This is a genomic window from Thermoactinomyces sp. DSM 45892 (assembly GCF_900107305.1).
Lineage (GTDB): Bacteria > Bacillota > Bacilli > Thermoactinomycetales > Thermoactinomycetaceae > Baia.
On sequence record NZ_FNPL01000001.1, the window covers coordinates 293,954 to 318,279 of the forward strand.

General features: G+C 41.4%; 19 protein-coding genes and 1 pseudogene. 7 read left to right on the forward strand and 13 right to left on the reverse strand.

The genetic code is table 11. The annotated features are described in order from the left end of the window. Positions 1 to 15: 15 nt before the first annotated feature. The 8 genes from tgt to BLU58_RS01460 form a co-directional block, all read right to left on the reverse strand. A complete protein-coding gene (gene tgt / locus BLU58_RS01425; RefSeq protein WP_093290445.1) occupies positions 16 to 1,155 on the reverse strand; it encodes a tRNA guanosine(34) transglycosylase Tgt in 1,140 nt (379 codons plus the stop codon). A 76-nt stretch (positions 1,156 to 1,231) separates the two neighbouring features. Then, positions 1,232 to 2,266: a tRNA preQ1(34) S-adenosylmethionine ribosyltransferase-isomerase QueA gene (gene queA, locus BLU58_RS01430; RefSeq protein WP_093290446.1), complete on the reverse strand. Its 1,035-nt coding sequence runs from the start codon at positions 2,264 to 2,266 to the stop codon at positions 1,232 to 1,234. 193 nt (positions 2,267 to 2,459) lie between these two features. Further along, positions 2,460 to 3,464: a Holliday junction branch migration DNA helicase RuvB gene (ruvB, locus tag BLU58_RS01435; protein ID WP_093290447.1), complete on the reverse strand. Its 1,005-nt coding sequence runs from the start codon at positions 3,462 to 3,464 to the stop codon at positions 2,460 to 2,462. A gap of 11 nt (positions 3,465 to 3,475) precedes the next feature. Then, a complete protein-coding gene (gene ruvA, locus BLU58_RS01440; protein WP_093290448.1) occupies positions 3,476 to 4,111 on the reverse strand; it encodes a Holliday junction branch migration protein RuvA in 636 nt (211 codons plus the stop codon). Next, positions 4,111 to 4,614, reverse strand: a complete 504-nt coding sequence (ruvC, locus tag BLU58_RS01445) for a crossover junction endodeoxyribonuclease RuvC (RefSeq protein ID WP_093290449.1) — start codon at positions 4,612 to 4,614, stop codon at positions 4,111 to 4,113. The genes ruvA and ruvC overlap by 1 nt, the downstream gene beginning before the upstream one ends. A 67-nt stretch (positions 4,615 to 4,681) precedes the next feature. Beyond that, a complete protein-coding gene (locus tag BLU58_RS01450) occupies positions 4,682 to 5,254 on the reverse strand; it encodes a hypothetical protein (protein WP_093290450.1) in 573 nt (190 codons plus the stop codon). A 221-nt stretch (positions 5,255 to 5,475) separates the two neighbouring features. Beyond that, positions 5,476 to 6,273, reverse strand: coding sequence for a polysaccharide deacetylase family protein (locus tag BLU58_RS01455; protein ID WP_093290451.1), 798 nt, complete (start codon positions 6,271 to 6,273; stop codon positions 5,476 to 5,478). Positions 6,274 to 6,468: 195 nt separating this feature from the next. Continuing rightward, positions 6,469 to 7,296, reverse strand: coding sequence for a polysaccharide deacetylase family protein (locus tag BLU58_RS01460; RefSeq protein WP_093290452.1), 828 nt, complete (start codon positions 7,294 to 7,296; stop codon positions 6,469 to 6,471). A 289-nt stretch (positions 7,297 to 7,585) separates the two neighbouring features. Between BLU58_RS01460 and BLU58_RS01465 the strand changes: the two genes are divergently transcribed. The 4 genes from BLU58_RS01465 to BLU58_RS01480 are packed head-to-tail and all read left to right on the forward strand — an operon-like array spanning position 7,586 to position 11,455. Continuing rightward, complete coding sequence (locus tag BLU58_RS01465; RefSeq protein ID WP_255404536.1) at positions 7,586 to 8,509, forward strand: metal ABC transporter solute-binding protein, Zn/Mn family; 924 nt, start codon at positions 7,586 to 7,588, stop codon at positions 8,507 to 8,509. 18 nt (positions 8,510 to 8,527) lie between these two features. Continuing rightward, positions 8,528 to 9,292 carry a metal ABC transporter ATP-binding protein gene (locus BLU58_RS01470; protein ID WP_093290454.1) on the forward strand — a complete coding sequence of 255 codons (765 nt, stop codon included), beginning with the start codon at positions 8,528 to 8,530 and terminating at the stop codon, positions 9,290 to 9,292. 13 nt (positions 9,293 to 9,305) lie between these two features. Continuing rightward, a complete protein-coding gene (locus BLU58_RS01475; protein WP_093290455.1) occupies positions 9,306 to 10,577 on the forward strand; it encodes a metal ABC transporter permease in 1,272 nt (423 codons plus the stop codon). Continuing rightward, entirely contained in the window at positions 10,577 to 11,455 is an 879-nt protein-coding gene (locus BLU58_RS01480; protein ID WP_093290456.1) for a metal ABC transporter permease, read from the forward strand. The genes BLU58_RS01475 and BLU58_RS01480 overlap by 1 nt, the downstream gene beginning before the upstream one ends. Positions 11,456 to 11,508: 53 nt before the next feature. Here BLU58_RS01480 and BLU58_RS01485 read toward each other — a convergent pair whose 3' ends face one another. Continuing rightward, positions 11,509 to 11,700: an alpha/beta-type small acid-soluble spore protein gene (locus tag BLU58_RS01485; protein ID WP_072330497.1), complete on the reverse strand. Its 192-nt coding sequence runs from the start codon at positions 11,698 to 11,700 to the stop codon at positions 11,509 to 11,511. Between the two features lie 73 nt (positions 11,701 to 11,773). Further along, entirely contained in the window at positions 11,774 to 12,601 is an 828-nt protein-coding gene (locus BLU58_RS01490) for a sporulation protein (protein ID WP_176786434.1), read from the reverse strand. A gap of 406 nt (positions 12,602 to 13,007) precedes the next feature. On the opposite strand from BLU58_RS01490, the gene BLU58_RS17100 reads away from it, so the two are divergent. Together BLU58_RS17100 and BLU58_RS17105 are read left to right on the forward strand one after the other, a co-directional pair. Then, on the forward strand, positions 13,008 to 13,421 hold the full coding sequence (locus tag BLU58_RS17100; protein ID WP_218122167.1) for a collagen-like triple helix repeat-containing protein: 414 nt from the start codon (positions 13,008 to 13,010) through the stop codon (positions 13,419 to 13,421). Further along, entirely contained in the window at positions 13,418 to 14,524 is a 1,107-nt protein-coding gene (locus BLU58_RS17105; protein WP_218122168.1) for a collagen-like domain-containing protein, read from the forward strand. Before BLU58_RS17100 ends, BLU58_RS17105 begins: the two co-directional genes overlap by 4 nt. 227 nt (positions 14,525 to 14,751) lie before the next feature. Here BLU58_RS17105 and BLU58_RS01500 read toward each other — a convergent pair. Then, positions 14,752 to 15,228: pseudogene (locus tag BLU58_RS01500) on the reverse strand (IS110 family transposase); the annotation flags it as partial. Positions 15,229 to 15,231: 3 nt separating this feature from the next. On the opposite strand from BLU58_RS01500, the gene BLU58_RS01505 reads away from it, so the two are divergent. Beyond that, positions 15,232 to 15,879 (forward strand): alpha-helical endospore appendage domain-containing protein, encoded by a 648-nt coding sequence (locus tag BLU58_RS01505; RefSeq protein WP_093290458.1) that lies wholly within the window; start codon positions 15,232 to 15,234, stop codon positions 15,877 to 15,879. Positions 15,880 to 16,306: 427 nt separating this feature from the next. Here BLU58_RS01505 and BLU58_RS01510 read toward each other — a convergent pair whose 3' ends face one another. Beyond that, positions 16,307 to 17,737 carry a hypothetical protein gene (locus BLU58_RS01510; RefSeq protein WP_093290459.1) on the reverse strand — a complete coding sequence of 477 codons (1,431 nt, stop codon included), beginning with the start codon at positions 17,735 to 17,737 and terminating at the stop codon, positions 16,307 to 16,309. 196 nt (positions 17,738 to 17,933) lie between these two features. Then, complete coding sequence (locus tag BLU58_RS01515) at positions 17,934 to 24,005, reverse strand: delta endotoxin C-terminal domain-containing protein (protein ID WP_176786435.1); 6,072 nt, start codon at positions 24,003 to 24,005, stop codon at positions 17,934 to 17,936. Between the last annotated feature and the right edge of the window lie 321 nt (positions 24,006 to 24,326).

Consider the following 24,326-nt stretch of genomic DNA (forward strand, 5'->3'; position numbering starts at 1 on the left):
AATGTGGTTTGAAATCTAAAATTTTTGGACCGGATTTAAGGTACCATAGTACTTCATCATAAATTCATTACGAAAATCGAGAAGACGATCTTCCATGATGGCTTGACGTACTTGGTGCATCAAGTTAAGTAGGAAATACAGATTATGGTACGTTGTCAATCGAAGCCCAAACGTTTCATCTGCCTTAATAAGATGACGAAGATAGGCACGAGAATAGTTGCGACAAGTGTAACAATCACAATTGGGATCTAATGGACCGAAGTCACGCGTAAATTTAGCATTCCGCACGACAAGCCTACCTTCACTCGTCATCGTAGTCCCGTTTCTCGCGATCCGAGTAGGTAACACGCAGTCAAACATGTCAACCCCCAGAATAGCTCCTTGAATCAGAGCTTCCGGCGAACCGACTCCCATTAGATAACGAGGTTTGTCCTTAGGAAGAAGAGGTGTTGTATATCCTAGGATCTCAAACATCATCTCATGTGGTTCTCCTACGCTTAACCCGCCCACCGCATAGCCTGGCAGATCTAAGTCTACTAACTGACGAGCACTCTCTTCGCGAAGCTCGCGGTATTCGCCTCCTTGGACAATACCGAATAACGCTTGATCCTCTGGGCGGCTGTGAGCTTCTTTACATCTTTTTAGCCACCTGTAAGTACGTTCAGTCGAGTTTTTCACATATTCATACTCTGCCGGATAGGGAGGACACTCATCAAAGGCCATCATAATATCCGCACCGAGGGCATTTTGAATCTCCATCGCTTTCTCAGGAGATAAGAACAGCTTCTCACCGCTCAAATGCGAACGAAACTGAACCCCTTCCTCGGTAATCTTACGCAGATCACCTAGGCTAAAAACTTGAAATCCACCGCTATCAGTCAGAATCGGACGATCCCAGTTCATGAACTTATGTAATCCACCTGCTTCTTTTACAATCTCATGACCAGGACGAATAAATAAATGGTATGTATTACTCAAGATAATCTGTGCATCCATCTCTTTTAACTCTTCGGGACTCATTGTTTTCACCGTCGCCAGAGTACCTACTGGCATGAAGATCGGGGTTTCAATGACACCGTGTGGAGTATGAAGCCTTCCAAGTCGTGCACCAGACTGCTTACATTGCTTCAACAGTTCGTAACGTACAGCCAATATTCTAGTTCCTTCCTAACTTATTATCCATTATAACGAAAAAACCTTTACCACTGCCAATATTATAGAAGACAAGCTATCATATAAGCAACATCGCATCTCCAAAACTAAAGAACCGATATCGCTCCCGCACCGCTTCTTCATAAGCATGAAGCAAGATATCCCGACTGCTAAAAGCACTTCCCAGCATTAATAGAGTGGATTGCGGCAAGTGAAAATTCGTCAATAACCCATCTACTATCTGAAACTCATATCCTGGATAGATAAAGATATCCGTCCATCCACTACACGCTTGCACCTCTGACGCAAATCTTCCCGCGATAGTCTCCAAGGTACGAATCGAAGTCGTTCCGACAGCAACCACTCGCTTTCCTGCTTTTTTTGCTTCTCTGATAGTGGATGCTGTCTCTTCGTTCATCTCATAATACTCTGCATGCATCTGATGCTCTTCGATTTTATCTACCGTGACAGGTCGAAATGTGCCTAATCCCACATGAAGGGTAATAAAAGCAACTTGTACACCTTTTTCGCGAATCGCGGTCAAAATCTCATCTGTAAAATGAAGCCCTGCCGTTGGAGCGGCCGCAGAGCCGATCGAACGGGAGAAGACGGTCTGATAACGTTCAGGATCATCTAATTGTTCATGGATATAAGGAGGCAAGGGCATCTCGCCTAATTGAGTAAACAAGGCTTCTATATCATCTACTTGATACTCTAAACGAAACACACGCCCCCCTGCCACTTCGGTCGATTCCTCCGCAATAGCTCGCAGTTCTCCATTTCCAAATTGGATAACCGACCCTTGCTTTACTCTCTTAGCTGGCTTCACTAGAGCTTCCCAGCGATCTGTGCCCATCGGTTGCAGCAATAAAAGTTCAATCTTCGCCCCCGTATCTGCTTTCGTCCCAATGAGTCGTGCGGGCCGAACCCGGCTATCATTTAAGACCAGTACATCCCCTGCTTCTAGATAGCTCACGATCGCAGGAAATTGCGAATGCGTTAACTTCCCTGTCTTGCGGTTTACGATCATTAATCGAGAAGCGGTTCGATCGGATAATGGAGTCTGTGCGATTAGCTCTTTGGGTAACTCAAATGTAAAGTCTGCTACGTTCATATATGCTCACTCCAAAATGTCATTACAAAAATACGAAATCCATTTCATAGCGTAGTTATATTGGAACAATCCTAGGTCCTATATCTACTCACAGCTCAAATTGTGAGCCTGCGAAAATGTGGAAAAGCAAGCCGCTATGGGTAATTACATTGCCCCTAATCTGTCTCGAATTAACTCGTTTCATCGTCAAACCTTAGTTTTCAGGCCACTGTACTCCAAAGTGCTCACAGCAACGCAACGTCACCATCCGACCACGAGGAGTTCTTTGGAGGAAGCCGATTTGCATAAGATAAGGCTCGTACACGTCCTCGATGGTACTTGGCTCCTCGCCAATCGTAGCGGCGATGGTATCCAGCCCCACGGGCCCTCCGCGGAATTTCTCGATAATCGAGAGTAGCAATCGATGGTCGACATGATCTAGTCCCAGTCTATCCACTTGAATTCGGTCTAATGCATCTCGGGCGGCATCTCCGGTGATAATACCATCCCCTTGTACCTGAACGAAGTCACGTACCCGCTTTAGAAGTCGATTCGCAACACGAGGTGTCCCACGGGATCGAGTCGCAATCTCGAGAGCCCCTTCTTCTCGAATCCCTACTTGTAGCAAATCAGCCGCTCTCATCACAATAAAAGCTAACTCTTCCTGAGTATAGTACTCCAAACGGCTCACTACACCAAATCGATCTCGGAGAGGAGCAGAAAGCGAACCCGCTCTTGTAGTTGCCCCTACCAAGGTAAAAGGAGGCAGATCCAACCGAACAGAGTGGGCACTGGGTCCCTTGCCAATCATAATATCTAGTGCAAAATCTTCCATCGCTGGATATAGTACTTCCTCCACAGAACGATTTAACCTATGTATTTCATCAATAAATAGAAAATCATGCGGTTGTAAATTCGTCAAAATCGCCGCCAAATCCCCGGGACGCTCGATTGCAGGACCTGAAGTTGTGCGAATCTGTGCTCCCATCTCATTGGCAATAATATGAGAAAGTGTCGTCTTCCCTAGACCTGGGGGGCCATATAACAATACATGATCAAGCGTTTCACTTCTCATCTTGGCTGCTTCTATGTAGACTTTTAGATTCTCCTTGGCCCTAGACTGCCCGATATACTCCCGCAGAGATCGAGGGCGTAGACTAAACTCAACCATCTCATCCTCTTCTATCATCATCTTGCTTGAGATGATCCGCTCTTCCATCCGTCACCCTCCTATCTTTTTACAGACATTTGTAGAGCCAAACGAATCCATTCTCCCGTGGAAAGCTCTTTTTCAGTCGATTCTCTCGCCTTTCTTACAGATAACCTAGCTTCCTCTTCATGATAGCCTAGCCCCGTTAATGCTTCTACCACATCTCGCATATGGTGGTCATCATCCGTTGCACTACGAATCGGAGGCTCCACCATCTGGTCTGGCAACGACAAAGTTAATTGGAATCTACGATCCCAGCCTAATTTCTGTAATTTATCCTTCAAATCTAACACAATCCGCTGTGCGGTCTTCTTTCCAATCCCAGGTAATGCGGTTAGAAATTTCAAATCTTCTAACTGAATCGCCGATACAATCTGTCTAGGCGTCCCTCCTGCTAAGATCGCAATCCCTGCTTTAGGACCTATGCCAGAAACCTCTAGTAATAAACGAAATAAATCTCGCTCATCTGTTGTTTGAAAGCCATATAGTAAATGAGCATCCTCTCGGACTACCTGATGAGTATAGAGAAAGATCGACTCTTGCTCCTCATAGGAAAATGGATTGGTTACCGTGACTTGATACCCAACTCCACCTACTTCAATCGCTATATAGTCGGTTCCTCGGTACACCATCGATCCCCGTAAAAAATCAATCATCACGAAATTCCTCCTCGTCCTACTTGAGATATCGACTTGGAAGAATGTGCCTCACAGATTGCGATTGCCAGTGCATCTGCTACATCATCTGGCTTCGGAACCTTAGACAAACGGAGTAGCACCTTCACCATTTCTTGAACTTGGCGCTTCTCTGCCTTCCCATATCCCACAGCGCCCAATTTCACCTGCGAAGGGGTATATTCTGTAATCGGGATTCCTGCCTCTTCCACTGCTAAGATGATAACACCTCGTGCTTGAACCACAAGCAATGCATTGGTTACGTTTTTATTAAAAAATAATTTCTCAATCGCCACTACTTCAGGCTGAAAGCGATTTAATAATACCTTCATCGCATCATAAACCTGTTTCATTCGGGTCGGGATGGAGTAATGAGGCTCTGTTTGAATCGCACCATAGTCAACCGCCTCCAACCTACCACTTTTTTGGTCAATCACTCCATACCCCACAAGTGCATAGCCCGGATCAATCCCCATAATCCGCAAAAAACTGTCCCCCCTTGCGCCAAGCGAACACACATTCTAGGAATTTTCATTATATCATAACTTGAAGTTAATCTTCATACTCTTCGTAGTGATTCTCACCGTTTTGTCCCTTATCTTTCTTCTGCTCTACATTTCGATTAAAACGTTGTAAGTCCTCTTCTTTCATAGATTGGGCAAACATCATTAATTCGTTGCTCAAATCCTTTGTCTGCTTAATAGAGAGAAATGTACCATCCATTAACTTGACAGCAACTCCCTTTTTCACAGGTACCAATTCTACATGCCCCACATGCTTTTGATTCGTTCGTGACGCTTTTGAATACTCCCGTGTTAACCGTTCACGAAATGGCATAGATCTCTTTTCAATCGATTTTAGAGTTTCAAATAAATCCTGATAATCCAGTTCATTTCGTTCGTTAAAACGGATAACTCCTAATTCCGAGATCTGTGAAAACAATTCCGCAATCGTATCTCTCGAGAATCCCGTTGCCTCTTCAATCTCCACAGCATCATGTAACTGAATACTTGCTTGTAATAAGATCAATTGTTCATGATTCATGCCGATTATACGGTGATAACGTAGCAACATCTCACTCATACCATGCATAGATGTTAGCTCAGCCATTCCTATATTTGTCATGAGAAAACTTCCTTTCACCTAAAGAATGATCATCACCAAAATCATTTATTCTATACACCCATTCATTTTAATGTAACCTCACGTTCTTCAAAATGGGATTATATGAAAACATATGCAACGTTTCATTCTAAAAGGCATAAAAATGATCAAAAAAGAGGATTGATCTATGGTAAAAATAGATCAATCCTCTTTTTTGGATACACCCTCATACCAAACAGCACTTATTTTTTCCTTACTTTCTCATAAGGTGGTATCTTTAGTAACTCTTGTAATGGGACAATCTGATACTTTTCCTTACGGAGATATTCAATAATTTGGGGTAGAGCTTTAATCGAACCATCTAGATAAGGCTCTCCTCCACCCGAATGCAACAAAATAATAGAACCTGGCTTCACTTTTTCCTTTACCCAGTTAAGAATACGATCTGCACTCCTGCCGTCCCAATCTTTTGGATCGACATCCCAGTGGACTAATGTGTAATGATATCGAGATGCTACACGACAAATTTTTTCGTTGATCCTCCCAAAAGGGGGACGAACGAAGAGTGGTTTAATACCTAACTCTTCTTGTATGTATTTCTCATTTTTCAAAAGGTCATTCTCAATTTCTTTTTCGGAAATAAGCTGAAAATCACTATGATGCCATGTGTGGTTTCCTACTGTATGCCCATCCCTCACGATCCTCTTTAGTTGTTCCGGATGATTCACCGCGCTTTTTCCCATGACAAAAAAAGTAGCTTTCACATTATATCGCTGTAAGATATCTAATACTTTAGGAGTATATATGCCATCTGGACCATCATCAAACGTAATCACTACCTTCCTTTGGTTCTTAGGAAGGTTGAACGAATAGTAAACAGGGTGTTGATTCGCACAACCGCGAGCTGAAATATTTTTATTTGTTGACTTTTGGGGATCAGGGTTTCCTTCAGCATGAGTGGTATAAATAGTGAAATCAAGCAATAAACCCCACACCAGACTGATTACCAGGACTCCTAACAAACCTCTCCATTTCTTCATCTTACCACTCCTATCCTCATGTAGTATGAGACAGTAAGAGCAATTTCTTACATGAATTGAATAAAAAAGTCATGATATTTTTCTATCATAATTAACTAAAAATACCCTCTCTTCGTGAAAAGAAGACGTACAAAAAAAACACAATCCTTCAGATATCCCGAAGAGGACTGTGTTTAAACGACTTTGAGTTTATAGCTACTGATATGCCTTTATTCCGATAAGTTTATCCACCGTCACAAAGCTATAGCCTTTACTCTTAAGATCGCGAATCATTTCTGGCAAGGCTTTTACCGTTTCCTTGAGACCTTCATTTCCAGAGCTATGTTGAAGAATGATACCGCCAGGCTTGAATTCTTTATGGTAAGCTTCCATTATTTGATCTTTTGACTTATGATTCCAATCTAATGTATCCACACTCCACAAAATTACTTTCATATTTAACTGTTGCACTTTATCCCGAACTCCTTGATTAAATGCACCGTAAGGGGGGCGGAATAAAGTAGGTGTTTTCCCAATGACATTTTTAATAACGTCATTCGTACTCGTAATTTGTTGATTAATCGTCGCTTGATCCTTTTTTGTTAACTGCGGATGGTTCCACGAGTGATTTCCAATAGAATGACCTTCTTGATCAATTCTCTTCACTACTTCTGGGTGTGCTTTTACATTGTTACCACAGAGAAAAAACGTAGCAGGTACCCCTTCTTTTTTTAAGATATCCAAAACTTGATTCGTAAAATGAGTATCCGGGCCATCATCAAATGTAAAGGCAACTTGCTTGTGTAGAGATGATCCTTGACTCATTACTAATTTAGAACGAAGTGTATTCATTTCAGCAAGTAATTTATCATTTGTCGTCATTTTCACCGACGGTAACGTTCTCTCCGACATAGCTAATAATTTTTCTTGAGACAAGTCCTTCACAGGAATCAGGTTGGACTCTGCCGCCCCCACAAAATTCGTACAACCCGTTAAAACTACTCCACCTACCAGGATGGCCCCTATCGAACGAGCTATTTTCACCCTTTCACCCCTCTCTAAATCTCTAACCCCATGATTTTCGTTTAGTCTATTTATCTTCTATAATACCGTCCATCCTATCACATATCCTTTTTTTCTACAGCATTGAATTCGACAATTCTTTGATAAATGTATGCAATGATCATTGACAGAAGCATACAGAGATGACAGAATAGAGCTAATTGAATTTTGCCCTAGGGAAAAATTGATGACTATACCAAATAGATTTGATGAATAGCATATTTTATAGGTTGAGCAAACAATGTACTTACATAACTTAGGAGGAACTACCATGGTTCACAAATGTTTTCGTATCCTACTTATTAGTGCCCTATGCTTCACTTTATTAGTAGGGTGTAATCCGTCCCTTTCAAAATCAGAGAGCAAAAAAATTCAAGTTACCACGACTACTGGCATGATCGCCGATATCGTAAAAAATGTAGGAGGAACCCATACCGAAGTATCTGCACTGATGGGTACTGGAGTGGATCCACATCTCTATAAAGCGTCACAAGGTGATATTCGGAAACTGGATCAATCCGATCTTATCTTCTATAACGGACTTCATCTAGAAGGAAAAATGACAGATGTTTTAAACAAAATTGGTAAAAACAAACCTGTAACGGCTATATCCGACAAGATCGATCGATCAAAACTTCTCGAGATTGGTGCTAACTTACACGATCCACACATCTGGTTTGACGTACAACTATGGATGTCTGCTACTGAGGTTGTTCGCGATACCTTGATCAAACAAGACCCTAGTCATCAAGCAGACTATGCAAAACAAGCGACTGACTATCTAACCAAGCTAAAACAGCTAGATGAAGATGTAAAGAAACAAGTAAATAGCATTCCTAAGGAACAACGTGTGCTTGTAACCGCCCATGATGCATTTAATTACTTTGGAAAAGCATATGGAATCGAAGTAGTTGGCTTGCAGGGGATTAGTACCGCAGCAGAATATGGATTGAAAGATGTTCAAAACATGGTTGATCTCATTTCCAAACGAAAAATTAAAGCCGTTTTCGTTGAATCAAGTGTTCCTAAGAAATCGATTGAAGCAGTGGTCGAAGGATCCAAACAAAAAGGTCATGAGGTAAAAATTGGCGGGGAACTCTACTCAGATGCGATGGGTAAAGCAGGTACACCAGAAGGAACTTATATCGGAATGGTGCAAGCCAATGTCACAAAAATAGTGAATTCTTTAAAATAGCATCCTGGAGGGAATACGATGACAACGAAGACTCCACCTCTTTCGATCGAAAATGTATCAGTAGCCTATCATCGAAAGCCCGTCTTACGAAATATTACCTATCAGTCTCCAGAAGGAGAATGTGTTGGTATCATCGGGCCAAACGGGGCAGGTAAATCAACCCTGATTAAAGCAGCACTCGGACTTCTCCCACTAGCAGGGGGCGAGGTTTCGATTTATGGAAAGCCCTATTCACAGCAACGAAAATTAGTAGGATACGTCCCCCAGAGAGAGTCCGTTGATTGGGACTTTCCTACCAATGCGCTAGACGTCGTATTGATGGGGCTATACGGACAGCTTGGCTGGTTTCGCAGACCGAAGTCCGAGCATAAAGATCGTGCATTAGAAGCACTACGAAAAGTAGGAATGGAGTCGTTTGCGAAGCGACAAATCAGTCAACTTTCTGGTGGACAACAACAACGCGTCTTCCTCGCTCGCGCTCTTGCTCAAGAAGCTCAAATCTATTTTATGGACGAACCATTTGTAGGAGTCGATGCGGCAACGGAAAAAGCAATCGTTCAAGTCTTGCACGAACTAAAAGAGCAGAAAAAAACCGTTTTTGTCGTACACCATGATCTCCAGACCGTCTCGGAGTACTTCGACTCTGTGATGTTGCTCAATCTTCGCCTAATCGCATCTGGCCCTACTAATGAAATATTTACAACCGAAAACTTACAAAAAACATATGGAGGACGCCTCGCTATCCTACCACCGCAAACAAATGATTTGCTATCTACCCAATAAGGAGGAGTAACGGGTGTTAGAACTATTTCGTGATGCCAATGCTTTATGGGTTCTTGCCGGAACAACCTTACTTGGGATTAGTAGCGGCGTATTAGGAAGTTTCGCCTTTTTACGAAAGCGTGGATTGATGGGCGATGTACTAGCCCATGCGGCACTTCCTGGAATCTGTTTAGCATTTTTATTTACTGGATCGAAAAATCCACTTTGGCTCTTGATCGGAGCTACATTAACTGGTCTCTTAGCTTCTCTCTTTCTTAGCTGGATTACCCGATTTTCTAAGATTAAAGAAGATACTGCATTAGGATTGGTTTTATCTACTTTTTTTGGATTTGGCATCGTCTTGTTAACTCAAATTCAACACAGTGATTTTGGCAATCAAGCCGGATTAGATAAGTTTTTATTTGGTCAATCTGCATCTTTAGTTGGAGCAGACGTAGTGATGATGGGTTCCATTGCTTTGGTGTTAATCCTTTTGGCTTCTCTATTCTTTAAGGAATTAAAACTCTTATGTTTTGATGCAAACTACGGAAAAAGTCTAGGTTTCCCGATGGTAGGACTTGATTTTTTCCTCATGTTGCTCCTAGTCGTTGCTGTGGTAATTGGCCTACAGGCGGCAGGAGTGGTATTAATGGCATCTCTTTTGATTACGCCAGCCGCAACAGCTAGGTATTGGACGGAACGATTAGATCACATGATACTCATCTCTGCCTGTCTAGGGGCTCTATCTGGACTAGTCGGGACGATCCTTAGTTCCGTTGCCACTAAGTTATCGACTGGACCCCTTATTGTCTTGGCAGTCACCCTTTTGTTCTTTGTCTCCATGCTATGCGCACCGAAACGAGGTTTGATTGCAAAATGGTTACGCCTCATTCAAACCCGGCAAAAAGTACGCCAAGAGCAAATCTATGTAGCATGGAATCAACTGGGAAATCAAACTGTTACGTTGACTGCCTTATCGAATCAATCAAACCTATCCCCCGCTCAAATTCGCCGTTGGATCAAACAACAAAAGCGAGGTGGGCAAGTGATGGAGAGCGCCCAAGATACTTTTACCCTCTCGAATGCTAGTTGGAAAAAGGCAAATGACACAGCCTTGCTTCGGCTTTATATGGAGATGTGGCATATGTATGAAGATATTGAAACGGACTGTTCGATTCAGGATATCGAGCAATTATCTGACCTTCCTGAATCCCTTCGATCACAACTTCAATCCTATCTACAAAAACACATCCCAGAAGAAGATCAAACAAACTATTATGTAACGAGAAAGGCAGGGATGGAATGATGAGTAGTTTATGGATTATCCTGACTGGCGCTCTCATCGCTTCTTCCTGTGCGTTTCTTGGATGTTTCCTAATTCTCCGCCGCATGGCTATGTTAGGAGATGCCATTAGTCACTCCATCCTTCCTGGAATCGTCATCGCGTTTCTCGTCTCAGGAAGTCGTGATCCCTTGCCAATGTTTATCGGTGCAGCAGTCTTTGGACTCCTTTGCACCATTATCATTCAACTTTTGCGAAACCAAGGCGTACAGGCAGATGCTGCGATGTCGGTTAGTTTTACAGCACTCTTCGCCATCGGGATCATCTTAATCTCCCTTTTTACTCAACAAGTAGACTTAGATTTAGATTGTGTGCTCTACGGTGAGATTGCATATGTCCCTTATGATACATGGACATGGAGTGGAGTCGATATGGGACCTCGAGCGATGTGGGGAGCAGGAGCGGCCTTCTTGCTTAGTCTGATCATCGTAAGGTTATTTTACAAACAGTTTAAGCTTACATCCTTCGATCCAGCCTTAGCGATGGCGATCGGCATACCTGTAGCGATTTTCCATTACCTGCTTATGGGGCTTGTTTCGATCACAACTGTTGCTTCTTTTGAAAGTGTAGGCGCAATCCTCGTGGTAGCGATGCTTATCGTCCCCGCCGCCACTGCTTATCTATTAACAGAACGGCTTGGAGTTATGCTCGGATTAAGTGTACTTATCGGAGCCATCTGCTCAATCTGTGGTTATCTACTATCCGTCATGTTAGATGCATCCATCGCTGGATGTATGACGATGGTGGCAGGTGGGTTGTTCGCCCTTGCTTTCCTGTTTTCTCCTCAGCAAGGAGTCGTGACCCGTTGGTGGATTCGCAAGAAATTACGAGCTCAATTTTAAACGTTAGCAAACAAAACCCCCCACTACGAATCGAGTAATGGGGGGTTTTGCTTTTATTTATTCCGAGCAAGTTGTTGCTGAGCCAAGGCGACAAGTCGCTTGGTCATCTCTCCACCTACAGAACCATTGGCTCTGGCGGTAGTGTCAGCCCCTAATTCTACTCCAAATTCCTGTGCGATTGACTGTTTCATCTGCCCCAAGGCAGCAGCCGACCCAGGCACTACGAGTTTGTTGCTTCTTGACATCGCAATCAGCTCCCCTCATAGAACATTGGATGAGAACTCCTTGCACATTTAGAGTAACCGAATCAAGCTATTTTTATTCGTTTGACGAAAGCTCTTTTGTTACCTTATTTTGGATTAACTGAATTTGTTCTGCTAAGTACTCCGTCAAATGGATACCCTTATCTTCTATGTCTTCTTCATGAACCACAAAGCGAATTTTCCGCTCATTTACATCTAGCATCTCCATAATAGAGCGATAATCTGGCTTCTGCGTTTCAATTCGTAATACAAAATGCCCATTTCCGAGATGTACAAGTGATGCCTCACTAAGCCAATTCTTCATATCGTGCTGTGCAAAAAGAAACTCCTGGTAAAACGTCCGATCCATTGGATAATCCATGCTATTTGGCTCTACCGATGTCACTGAAAACCCTAAACGACTCATGGATTTAAGTACTTCTTCCACAAACGGATGGGGAGCTATCTGAATTTCATCATGATCACTCGGATCGATGGAATGTTCGATATCGATTCCTGTTTGCAAGTATACCTGAAAACAGTACGGGGAGACTTTTGGTTTAGCGAACAAAAAATGACCTTCATAGGGAAACGAAATCGGTGTTACATCTGGCAGAGTAAAAGAAAACGGAATTTCCTTCGTTTCTTTAGGTAATACCGTAATTTTGTCTGCTATTTCATGTGTGTGCCACAAGAAGTCCCGAAATCCACTTACTCCTACTCCTCTATCCCTCAGTCGAACTTTAAGCTGAAATAGGATACGATTTATTTCCTGCTGTACCGAGCTACCTTGGATTAAGACCCGACCATGGATGGTTTCCCCTTGTCGGTATTCTCCTTTTTCTAAGGTAGTATCAACCTTAATTCCACCGACGCGTATACTGGCAAGCAATTTCTTTAACAACCCACTAACCTCCTTTTCATCTACTGAGAACACCAGATATTACGTGAAGTTTGTATATATACAGAATCATCCTGACATCTATTCACTCAAGTAATCTCATTATACAACCAAATCTAATAGGCCTTTTTATCAAAAAAAGAACAAAAAAGGAACAAAGTACTGACGAAACCGTGTCCGCACTCTGCTCTATATCATCATATTAGGTCATATCTGCGCTATCTAGAACAAATAAATCCCTTTTCTATCTGATCCTGCTATGTTGAGGCATTTATCTAAAACATATAGGAGGACTCATTCCACATAAGATCGTTTCTAAATATATATTTACAACAGAGTGAGTATCGAATTGTGATTTATCTGAATACTAATGATAAGAGCATCTACTATTTAGATAAGGAGTGAAGAGATGTCACAAGCAAATATCCCCAATATTTCACCCAATATTTCCATCACAAGAGAAGATGCAGTAAACCTATTGCTATCATCTATTGCATTAGAAGAACTGGGCTTAAGTCATATTATTAATGCCGAAGGCGAAAAGCTCCAATACGTACTAGGAACCCTCCCCGGGGTATCCACCACTTTTCAACCCACGATTACGGACCTACTTACAATCAATGAAAGTGTTCGTGACACGATTAATGTAATTGGAAAGAAAGAATGGATTTTAAACGAGAAGTTAGAAAACGTGTTAGGAACAGATGTCACAAGGGGGCCGACGGGACCTCAAGGACCGGCGGGAACCACAGGCTCCTCAGGAGGCCCACCTGGACCTCAAGGAAATACGGGCCTCAAGGACCAAACGGACCTCAAGGCGTGACTGGACCTCAGGGCAATACGGGGCCTCAAGGAAGCACGGGACCTCAAGGGCCTACAGGGGCTGATGGGGTGGCTGGCTCTACTGGACCTCAAGGTAACACTGGACCTCAAGGACCTACCGGGACTTTTGTTACAGGTGATTTCTTATTTTTGGTTCAAGGGAACTCAGGCTCTGATGGTACTGTTCCACTAAACTTCGGAGATACACTCAACTTTATATCTGATACGTTAGAAATTACAGTAACACCTGGTTCTGCCAATGTGAGACTCGAAGTTCCTACGGGCGCAAACGGGGCTACGGGACCCCAAGGAAATACTGGGCCTCAAGGACCTACGGGCGCAGATGGCGCAGACGGCGCTTCGGGACCTCAAGGCAATACGGGGCCTCAAGGACCTACGGGCGCAGATGGCGCAGACGGCGCTTCGGGACCTCAAGGAAATACTGGGCCTCAAGGACCTACGGGAGCGGATGGCGCAGACGGCGCTTCGGGACCTCAAGGAAATACTGGACCTCAAGGACCTACGGGAGCGGATGGCGCAGACGGCGCTTCGGGGCCTCAAGGCAATACTGGACCTCAAGGACCTACGGGAGTTAACGGCACTACGGGACCTACGGGGGCTACCGGTCCAACAGGAGTGAATTCCTTAGGAAACTTCATTCAAATACGAAGAAATGCTGGCGGAGTTGTCCCTACCGGAACCCAAATCTTCTTTCAGTCTGTAGTCGCTCAGGGCGGGAATTTAGGTCCAGCCGTGGGTGGTACCGATCATATCAATCTTCAGCCACAAACCTCATATTTTGTTCTTTACAACATAGAATATTTCTCACCTTTTCAAAATGCCACTGTTACGTCTACTATCAATCTTATTACAGATACTACTGCACCGACGGGGACATTAGTTGCCAATAGTGTGACAAGGAATACGATGCCAGCCGGATTAACAGGCAGTACCCCACTTGCAAATAATATCTATGGGTTCATCGTGACTACCCCAAACCAAGCAAATCCGAGAATAGGCTTGGTGTTTGATATAAATCCGGGTCCCACTGGTGCAATGGAAGTACAACCGAACACTACAATCGATGTATTCCAACTATCATAACTCTCTATTCATTTGCCCACTAAAAACCACTATTCTGATGCTTGTAAAGAATGGTGGTTTTTATTCGTTTTTTATTACATTCTCCTATCGCGACCTTCACCCGATAGGCATATCACACATTATAATTACTATTCATACAATTAGTTAGGAGAAGATTCCTCCCTTTTAAAATCCGTGTAGTGTGATGACATGGGCTTCTACTCATTAGGTTGGAACCCCTGATTTTTTATTTCTGCTAGGATTCCAGCACAAAATACAGGATCAATCCCCGGGATGGTTTGAAGTGTGTTGGGTATCCCATCTAGTAGTTTTTGAATTGCCTTGTCTAGTTGCTTGATTTGCGCTTTAATACTGCAGATCGACTGAATAGAAGTTCCTAGAAGAAGATCACTTGAGTCCTCCACACACTTCGCAAGACGGTAAGAAGAACGTGCCGCCTTCTGAATCGACTTGGCTACATACTCTGGGTCAGAGAAACGGTTTCTACTTTTTTCTCTAAGGAAATCTGCTAGTTGCTCTAGCTCCATGGAGCCGATTTCTTCAAGTGTGAGCTTCTCCAGCAGTAAGTCCAATATGGCGGCGCCATATACCGAAGAAGCTTCTACTTCTATGGTAAATGAACTGCATTTGTAAGAGAGATGTTGAAGAAAGATTTGCTTCTCACGAACGAGAGTTTTTACGAGATGGTATCTCATTCGAGTTAATCATTGTCATCCATTGCATTAGAAGAACTTGGGCTGAGCCATATTATTAATTCGGAAGGAGAAAAGCTTCAATACGTTCTAGGGACTCTCCCTGGAGTGTCTACTACCTTTCAACCTTCTATTACCGACTTACTTACGATCAATACAAGTGTTCGTGACACCATCAATGTAATTGGGAAGAAAGAAAGAATCTTAAACGAGAAACTAGAAAATGTATTGGGAATCGATGTTACGAGGGGGCCAACAGGCGTTGCAGGATCGACGGGGGCTACGGGGGTCACTGGACCTACGGGAAGCAATGGAGCTAATGTGCCCTATGATACCATTACAACTCAGGTAGGTTCTAATATAGCACTCGATACCGGAAGTGGAGGAGCTACAGGGACCATCCATGTAGCAGGAGGGCATGTTTACAAAGTAATTTATAATGTAGGAGCTACTATTAATAGCCGTACATTTAATCTAAATTTCAACGGATCTCCAGTTCAAGGAACACAAACGCAAGTTTCCAGCAACGCTAATACTCCTTTCACTTCATCTGCGATTATTGAAGTTCCTCCAGGTCCTTCTGGGACTTTCACAGTTACCAATGCGAATGAGACCGGATTCAGAATACCACAATGTGGAATTACTGTGATTATGTACAAATAATCGAATCTGGATGTTTTTCCTATCCAAATTATGAAAAATATAAGCCATCCATTGACATGATTATCAATGGATGGCTTATAGGCATATCCTTATCTAAGGAGGGAATTTTTCTAACTACATTCCCCAATCTCCTCCTGATGATAGGGTGACGTTTTCATTATGAAGGAATTGTTGCACAAGAGCTATTTGTTTATCATCTTTTAACTAGCACTACGAGTATAGTATATATATTTATTTCGATAATGAAGAGAAATGTAGAAAAAGAAGATACCCCTATTTTCGGTTTGCGATATCTTCTTTTTCGTATTAGCTTGATGGAGCTGTCTTATACCTATATTTAGACGGGTATCCTAATTTAGAATGAGACAGATGGTATAGATTTTTTCTCTTATATACTTGTTGTACTAGAACCGAAACAGATTTATCTCTAACTACAACAATTACAACCACATGGTGTATCTGTATCTGCTATCTGTGTTTGTTCAACTGGTACATAGTGTCCATATGCATCTAGGCGCATTTCCTGTATTTCTATCCAATCGATTGAGAAGTCGGGATCTTCAGAGCTTATAAGCGGCTCTATATCCGGTACATGTGGATAAAAATCCAAAGTGTATATATTAAATCCTGATGAATCACAAAATAACATATAGTCTTGATCTCCTGGAGGCATAATAGAAATGGTTCCTGTTCCCATTGAACGAACGCGAACACGATGTGCTGCGGTATGATTAGGTAAACAAATTTCTTGAGAGACTGTAGTATCTCCGTCTAATAGATTTAAAATAGGTTTATTCGTGTTTTGTCCGAGAAAATTAACCGATCCGTCTACCGTCCAATTGAGAGACTTGTGTAAAAACAAAGGATTTTTCACTAAATTGCACTTTTGTAATGCGTTAAAAATGCGTAAAAAAATGGAAGTCACAAGGGATTTTTGGTGTTCCAAAAATGTCACTGTAGGTGCAAAGAAAATCCGTTCTATTAGAGAAAACTCTTTTTGTAACATCGTTATCTGTTGTAAATCCGTATATGTTGTATGTGACTTTAGTATTATATCTTGACCAGATACATGATAGAATGTTTCTAGTTGTTTCGATGCATCTTCTAAACTTGTGATAATTTGTGTGATTTCGTCAATATAAGGTTGTTCCGCATTTTGTATTTCTTGTTTTTCAGAGGCTGTTAAAGGACGTTTTTTCGTTAATGAAACATGACTGATTTTTGATAATTTAGATGATTGATTCACAAAACCAATCACCATCCCATCTTTCATATAGGGTTGTAGTGCCCCTACCTTAATTCTATATGTGCGGTAATGTGCATTTGTGGTGACTTGTTCTAAAGACGTCGGCATTGGTTCAGAAACAGATATGTTTACGGTGTCATTAAGTTGATTGATATAATTTGTTGATGCGAAAATGCACAGCTCAGCAGCTTGTAAACAAAAAACTGTCAATTCATAAGAGGTGTATGCTTGTAGTTTAGACGATGCTACCGTTTGATAAGCAACAGCTGGTTCTATAGAAGTAGCTGGCGGTAAAACTAAGTGAGGATTTCCATATTCTGAATCTCCTGCTGATATAAAAGTCCTACCACTCAGTTCCCATCCGGTACCGTTCGGCGTAATGTTCATTACTAAATTATTTGAATCTATTATTTTTTTTGCTTGAATGACTGTATTTTTCAAAATCCGTTTCTCGACTGCGTAACTATTAGATAACGATTCAATTAAATCCTGTAGATGATCAATCCAAAATCTTGTTGTCCCAGGCTTAAGGGTTATATGATCAGCTGAAGTAAACAGATTATCTACTAATTTTTGAATATCGTTTAATGTTGGTAAACAATGTGTATCCATATTCATATCTCCTTTGGTCTGTAATTAGATTCTGATGGAATACATGCATTCGTACCCATTTGCGTGTTGCCTCTGTCTAGTATCATTACAAATACTCCCTCCTCCTGATGAAATAGTAGGAGGGAGTGGCTGTGAAGAGTTCTAGATTGTACTCATATTGATTGTTTCTAACGCTGAAAATGATATAGATACAACACTACTGTGCAACATCGTAGATGGAGCCCCCTACATACGCATTCAGTCCATAGGCATACTGGTTAAAGTTAGGGTTATCAGCATTGACAATTTGGATTTCATCAAATTTTTGCGGGACAAGAGCATAGAGTTTAGTTCCCAATTGTAATGGTTGACTAGATTGTACGACACCTTTTAAGAGAAAGGCTATCGTCAGCATGCTTAGGTCAGAGTGGGGCTCAGATTCATGTTCTATTGTTAATGTAGCTTGTGCAGCGAGTATATTTGAGTCTTTCCATATCGTATAAACTGGAACTATATCATTTATAATATGCTCTGGAATGACATCTAGGACGGGTCTCTCTAGTGTATAGACAGTGCCCTCCATTAAATTAATCGGGGCTACGTCGTACAATTGGATTTCATCAAACCCTTGTGGGACTGGATCATAGAGATATTCTCCATAATGTAATGGTTGAGTAGATTGTGTGACACCGTTTGAGAGAAAGACTATATTCTGTCCTACCACAGGCAATAATGCGGTGAATGTTAAGCTAGCTTGCACAGCCAGTTCGTCCGCCTGTGTTGCTTTCCATAAGGTAATCGAGGCGTTGGGGTTATACAGTTGATGCTGCTCCGGAATAGTTTCTAGGACTGGTCTGTCCTGCGCATAGATTGTAGCCTTTACATCTAGATTTAGAAAGTCGCCGTAACCACTTATAATAAATATTTGATCAAATGAAGATCCTTGTGGCATAGGGTCATAGAGATATTCTCCATATTGCATTGGCTGTATGGAAACGAGTGAACCGTCTGACACAAAGTGTAGAACATCCCCGGGAACATTACCAGGACCATCTGAGGTTATTGTTAATTTAGCTTGCACAGCTGGAATGTTTGGTCTTGGGTTTTGCCATAGTAACTCTTGATACACTGCCTCGTCAATTCCCTTGTTGAAAGTATCTAAAACTGGGTTGGATTGTGATAATGGCGGTTGCGGTATTCGATAGAGTTCCCCTTCCACATTTGCAGATAGTATATTCGTCGTGTCAGAACTGAGAATTTGGATTTCATCAAATCCTTGCGAGACCACAGCATACAGATATTCTGTAAATTGAAGTGGTTGACTGAATTGTTGTACACCTTTTAAAAGAAAGGCTACGGTAAACGTATTTTCGGTCGCACTAATTGGACGTACTGTTAACTTAGCTTGCACAGCCGAAACGCTTGAATTTTTCCATATACTATAAGCCTGCAGATTATCAACAATATATTTTACAGGAAAGCTATCTATGACTGGGTCTTCTGGAGGAAAAAGTGCTTGAGGTATTTGATAGATCATACCACTCATAGTCCCATACAGCATATTCGTCGTGTCAGAAGTAACAAGTTGTATTTCATCAAATCCGGTCAGTATAGCGTTATACATATAGTTTCCATATTCCACTTGTTGACTGTATATCGAGGCACCTTGGAAGAGATAGTCTAGTCTAAACGTATTGTTTATCCAATTCTGTGGCATAAAATTAAAGCTAGCTTGCACAGCTACACCATTTTGTTTTTGATTTTTCCATATTGTCACCGCATCACTGTTAGTAGGAATAGTTTGTTGTGAAATGGTATCTATGACTGGGCTTGGAAATGGAATTGGTTTTTGTGGTACGTCATAGATGGTACCTTCCAAAGTTCCAGACAGCTTATACGTAGAGTCAGTAGTAACAATTTGGATTTCATCAAATCCTGCTGCGACAGGATTATAGAGATATTCTCCAAATTGCAAGGGTTGATCATCTTGTTTTTCACCTTTTAAATAAAAGTCTAGCCTAAACGGCGCGTTTGGTATGGGTTCACTTGGAATGATTTTGAGCTTAACTTGCACAGTCGGGACGGTTGGGTTTCTCCATATCCTATATACTGTTTCGTCTATCTGAACATAATGTGGCGGAATAGAATCTACAATATCTGGTGAGCCTGGAACATTGGGTTGTGCTACTCGATAGAGCGTACCCTCTACATCCCCGTCTAGTATATTTGTCGTGTCAGAATTGAGAATTTGGATTTCATTAAATCCTGGTGAGACAGAACTATAGGGGAAAGTTCCAAATTGCAAGGGTTGAGTGGAAAGTGTAGCACCATTTAAAAGAAAGGCTAACGTAAACGTATTCTTTGCCATATATTCTTTTGGCATAATTGTTAATTTAGCTTGCACAGCTGAAATGCTTGGATCTTTCCATAGACTAAACCGTGCATCAGTATCCTGAAAATCGTGTTTTGGAATGGTAGCTGCAATTTCTGATGGTTGTGGTAGTCGATAGAGTGTACCCTCTACAGTCCCCTTTAGTATATTTGTCGTATCAGAATTGAGAATTTGGATTTCATTAAATTCATTCGAGACAGAATCATAGACATATTCTCCAAATACCAAGGGTTGAGTGGATTGTGAGACACCATTTAAAAGAAAGGATAACCTAAACGTGTTATCTGCCATATAGTGATCTGGTGTAATGGTTACTTTAGCTTGTATGGCCGAAATGTTTGAATTTTTCCATATAGTAAACTGTGCATCGGTATCCTCAAAATCGTGTTCTAAAATCGTGTCTGCGTATTCTGTCCCTGATGGATTTTGTTCTTGTGAAAGTTTATAGATAGTGCCCTCTACCGATCCATGTAGTCCATTCGCCGTGTCAGAATTTTGAATTTGTATTTCATCAAATGTTTGCAGGATAGGATCATAGAGATATTCTCCGAATTGTAAGGCTTGAGTGGATTGTGTGACACCTTTTAAAAGAAAGGCTACCGTAAACGTGTTATCTGCCACATAGTTATCTGGTGAAATAGTTAATTTAGCTTGTATAGCCGAAATGTTTGAATCTTTCCATACGCTATAACTCGCGCTATCCATATCAAAATGTTGGTTCGAAATGGTGGCTGCGACTTCTGTTTGTTGTGGAAGAGGTGGTTGTGGTATTCGATAGACAGTACCGACTATACGCGCCTCTAGTGGATTCGAAATATCAGTAGTAACAATTTGAATTTCATCAAATGTTTGCGGGATAGGATCATAGAGAGTTTCCCCAAATCGTACGTTTTGAGTGGATTGTACGGAACCATTTAAAAGAAAGTCTACCTTAAACGTATTGTTTGTATAATACTTCGCTGGAACTATTGTTAAGTTAGCTTCTACAGCAGGTGTAGTGGTTGGATTTTTCCATATACTCAAACTCTGGTTTTCTACATCAATATGTTGCTCGGGAATGAGCCCTATCACATCTGATGTTTCTGGAAGAGGTGGTTGCGGTATTTGATAAAGAGTGCCATTTATATTTGCCTTTAGTATATTTGTTGTGACAGAATTGAGAATTTGAATTTCATTAAATCCTTCCTTGACAAAGTCATAAAGATGCGCTCCGAATTGCAAGGTTTGCGTGGATTGTGTGACACCATTTAAAAGAAAGGCTAGCTGAAACGTGTTATTCTCATAATATTGATCTGGTAGAATCATTACCTCAGCTTGCCAAGCCGTAACCTTTGAATTTTTCCATATACTAAACTGTGCATCAGTATCCTGAATATGTTGGTATGAAATGGTATCTACGACTGGGTTTGGCTTTTGAATTTTTGGTTGTGGTAGTCGATAAATCGTGCCCTCTATACTTCCATGTAATGAACTCGTCGGGTCAGAATTGATAATTTGAATTTCATCAAATCCTCTTCGGACAATATCATAGATGTATTCTCCGAATTGCAAGGTTTCCCTGGATTGTTCGACACCTCTTAAAAGAAAAGATAGAACAAACGTATTTTTCACATAATCATATGGCCTAATGGTTAATTGCGCTTGTATCCCACCCGACACATCTAGGTTCTTCCATATAGTAAAATTGGCATCATCATCCTGAAAATCTTTTTTCTCAATCTGATCTACGACGGGGTCCACAGGGACAGGTTTAGGTACAATCTCAAGACGATCAATTAATATTGCTGGATCGCTCGCCGCTCCTTGTGGTGATAAAGTCACAGTAACATCACCTGAGGGTACCTGGAGAAAATTCAGTGTCATATCTTGTAATACATAGTTTACATTATCACTTGCACCGATTACAAAAACTCGGTGTAATTCCTGTACATTTTCGTCCGAAGTACTAGGGAATAGTACAGGCCCCCTTAGGGTCGGATTGCCCGTTGCAGTCATAGAGAACATAACCTGGGCATCGTTTCCTGGATTGGCAAAACGTACTCGAAAACGATATTGACCGGCCGTTAGATTAGTAAGTTTAAACTGTAGACCATCACTAGTAAGTGGTACAGCATTGGCACCGTTTACCCATTCTTTTACAGTTGAAGGACGGTTACCGTTCAGAAGAGTTGCTTTTTCCGCAGGAATTCCTTTTCCGACTATCTCTTTTGTGTCTGTGTCTTGTTCACCAAATACATTATTTACATTTAAATCTTGTGAAACATAAGTGGCGATTAACCCTATTTTATCGGTATTCCTAGGGTTATTGGTTTGTCTAAACGCGTATAAAGCATTTAGTTTTTGGTCCTCGAGCACGATATTACAACTGGTTCTATATGAACCACCTGGACTAGGCTTACAGCTTTCTCCAGGTGGACATGGACCAGGAACACCATAATCACTATAACAACTACCAGGTAAAATGGGACCTATCTGAGCTGGACGATCCTCCTTACCAGCAGACCATATAGTTAGGCCTTCTCCATCAACATACATACTATATTGGGTTTGTGCATCAATCTTTAGTATAGGCATGTCAGATACCATTACTGACCCGGACACATCTGAAAAACCACTCGGTACAAAGCTGTCAAATTGTTGTTGATCTGTATAAGTTATCCTAACTTTATAAGGATAGTTATAAAAACCAAGAGTATCCGAGTCATGCTGTTTGTGTCCCCGACCGACAGAAAATTCGACTTGCTGTAAGTCACCATGAAAATAAGAAGGGGCATCATATTTTATCTGGTTATTATTATCAAAAATATCGTAAATCGTTACTGTTCCATCGGAGGCTTGGTTCTGTCCGACCATATCAGCAACTAGTACACGTGTTTGTTCTATTGTCATTTGATCACTATAATCATCCGGAAACATCGTTGGCCACGTTGCAACTACATCCAACACATTTAAAATCATTGTTCGAATATATACATTCTGTTTATTGATTTGAGCTTTAGTAGGAGAATCTTTTGAAACGGGAGGCATTTTGCCTTGATCTGTGGTGTTACTGTTTTTGCCGTAATAGCCGTTAAACTGTATCATAAAGTCATTTGTAGCCCTCCAGATTATATGCCTCATGTCCAGTTTAAGCTGATCCAATGTTTGATGCCAAGTATTATTGTTGTCCGACTTACTATCAACAGGATAAACAATGTCAATCCATTTTTCTAAAAATCTTATCCACGATTGGTATGCACCAAGTCTCATTGTTACTCCCATAGCAAAATAAGGTGCAGAAGGCACAGTCAAGTAATCGATCTGATTAAGCGATTGGTTTTGAGTAAGGTCTAACACTCCATCAGCGCCTCGAAAAATCTGTGCAATATTATCAAAATTACCTGGGGTCGGTACTTGAGGAGTTCTAACAGCATCATCTTCAGTACCTGTAAATTGTGCTCCTACAATCGCAGTTGCCAAAGTTTCCATTTGGTCTCTACATGCGTTTAAATAACCTGCCCACGTGACTTGATGTGTTTCAATCATTGCTTCCTGTATTTGTCTTGTTATTTCTTTATTGATTGTATCCATTAAATCTTTTGTTGTGCTGCTTCTCTTATTCGGCCAAAGCCAGCCTAGCAGGAAATTAAGAAGTGGTGCGACAAACTCGCCACCTGGAATTAATGAAGTACCTAATCCGATTCCGGCTTTAAATAATGTTAAATAATTAAATGCTCCTCCCTGAGCCAGGGCCATACCTTGTTGAAAAGCTGCGTACGAAAGTTTACCAGTCTTTTGGAATTCTTGCCACGCCGCTGATATGTCTTTAAATACATCGGTAAAGCTGTTTGTCTCTAATGGTGGATTTGCTAATGTGTTAAAGGGAATCAAAGGTGTTACTTGTACGGGGCCATTCATAAAATCCCTCCTGAAATAAAAAATATACATATATCATACAATCAGTTAGATATGATGTGTATATCTGTTGTGTCGTAGACAATTTTTTAAAGAAATAACAGAAAAACATGTCTAACTCACTGTCTGATATACTATACAAAACAAGTCTTTTTGGTGAAAAAAATAGTTTTATCCAAAAATAGGTTTACTTCCTGCTCGTATGATGTTAGACATGCGAATGTAGGAACCACACTAGATATCTACTCTCATGTTCTTCCTAATATGCATACATGTAGGCAAAAAGTGATCAAATCCCAATACGTATTCAAAAGAGTAACATCT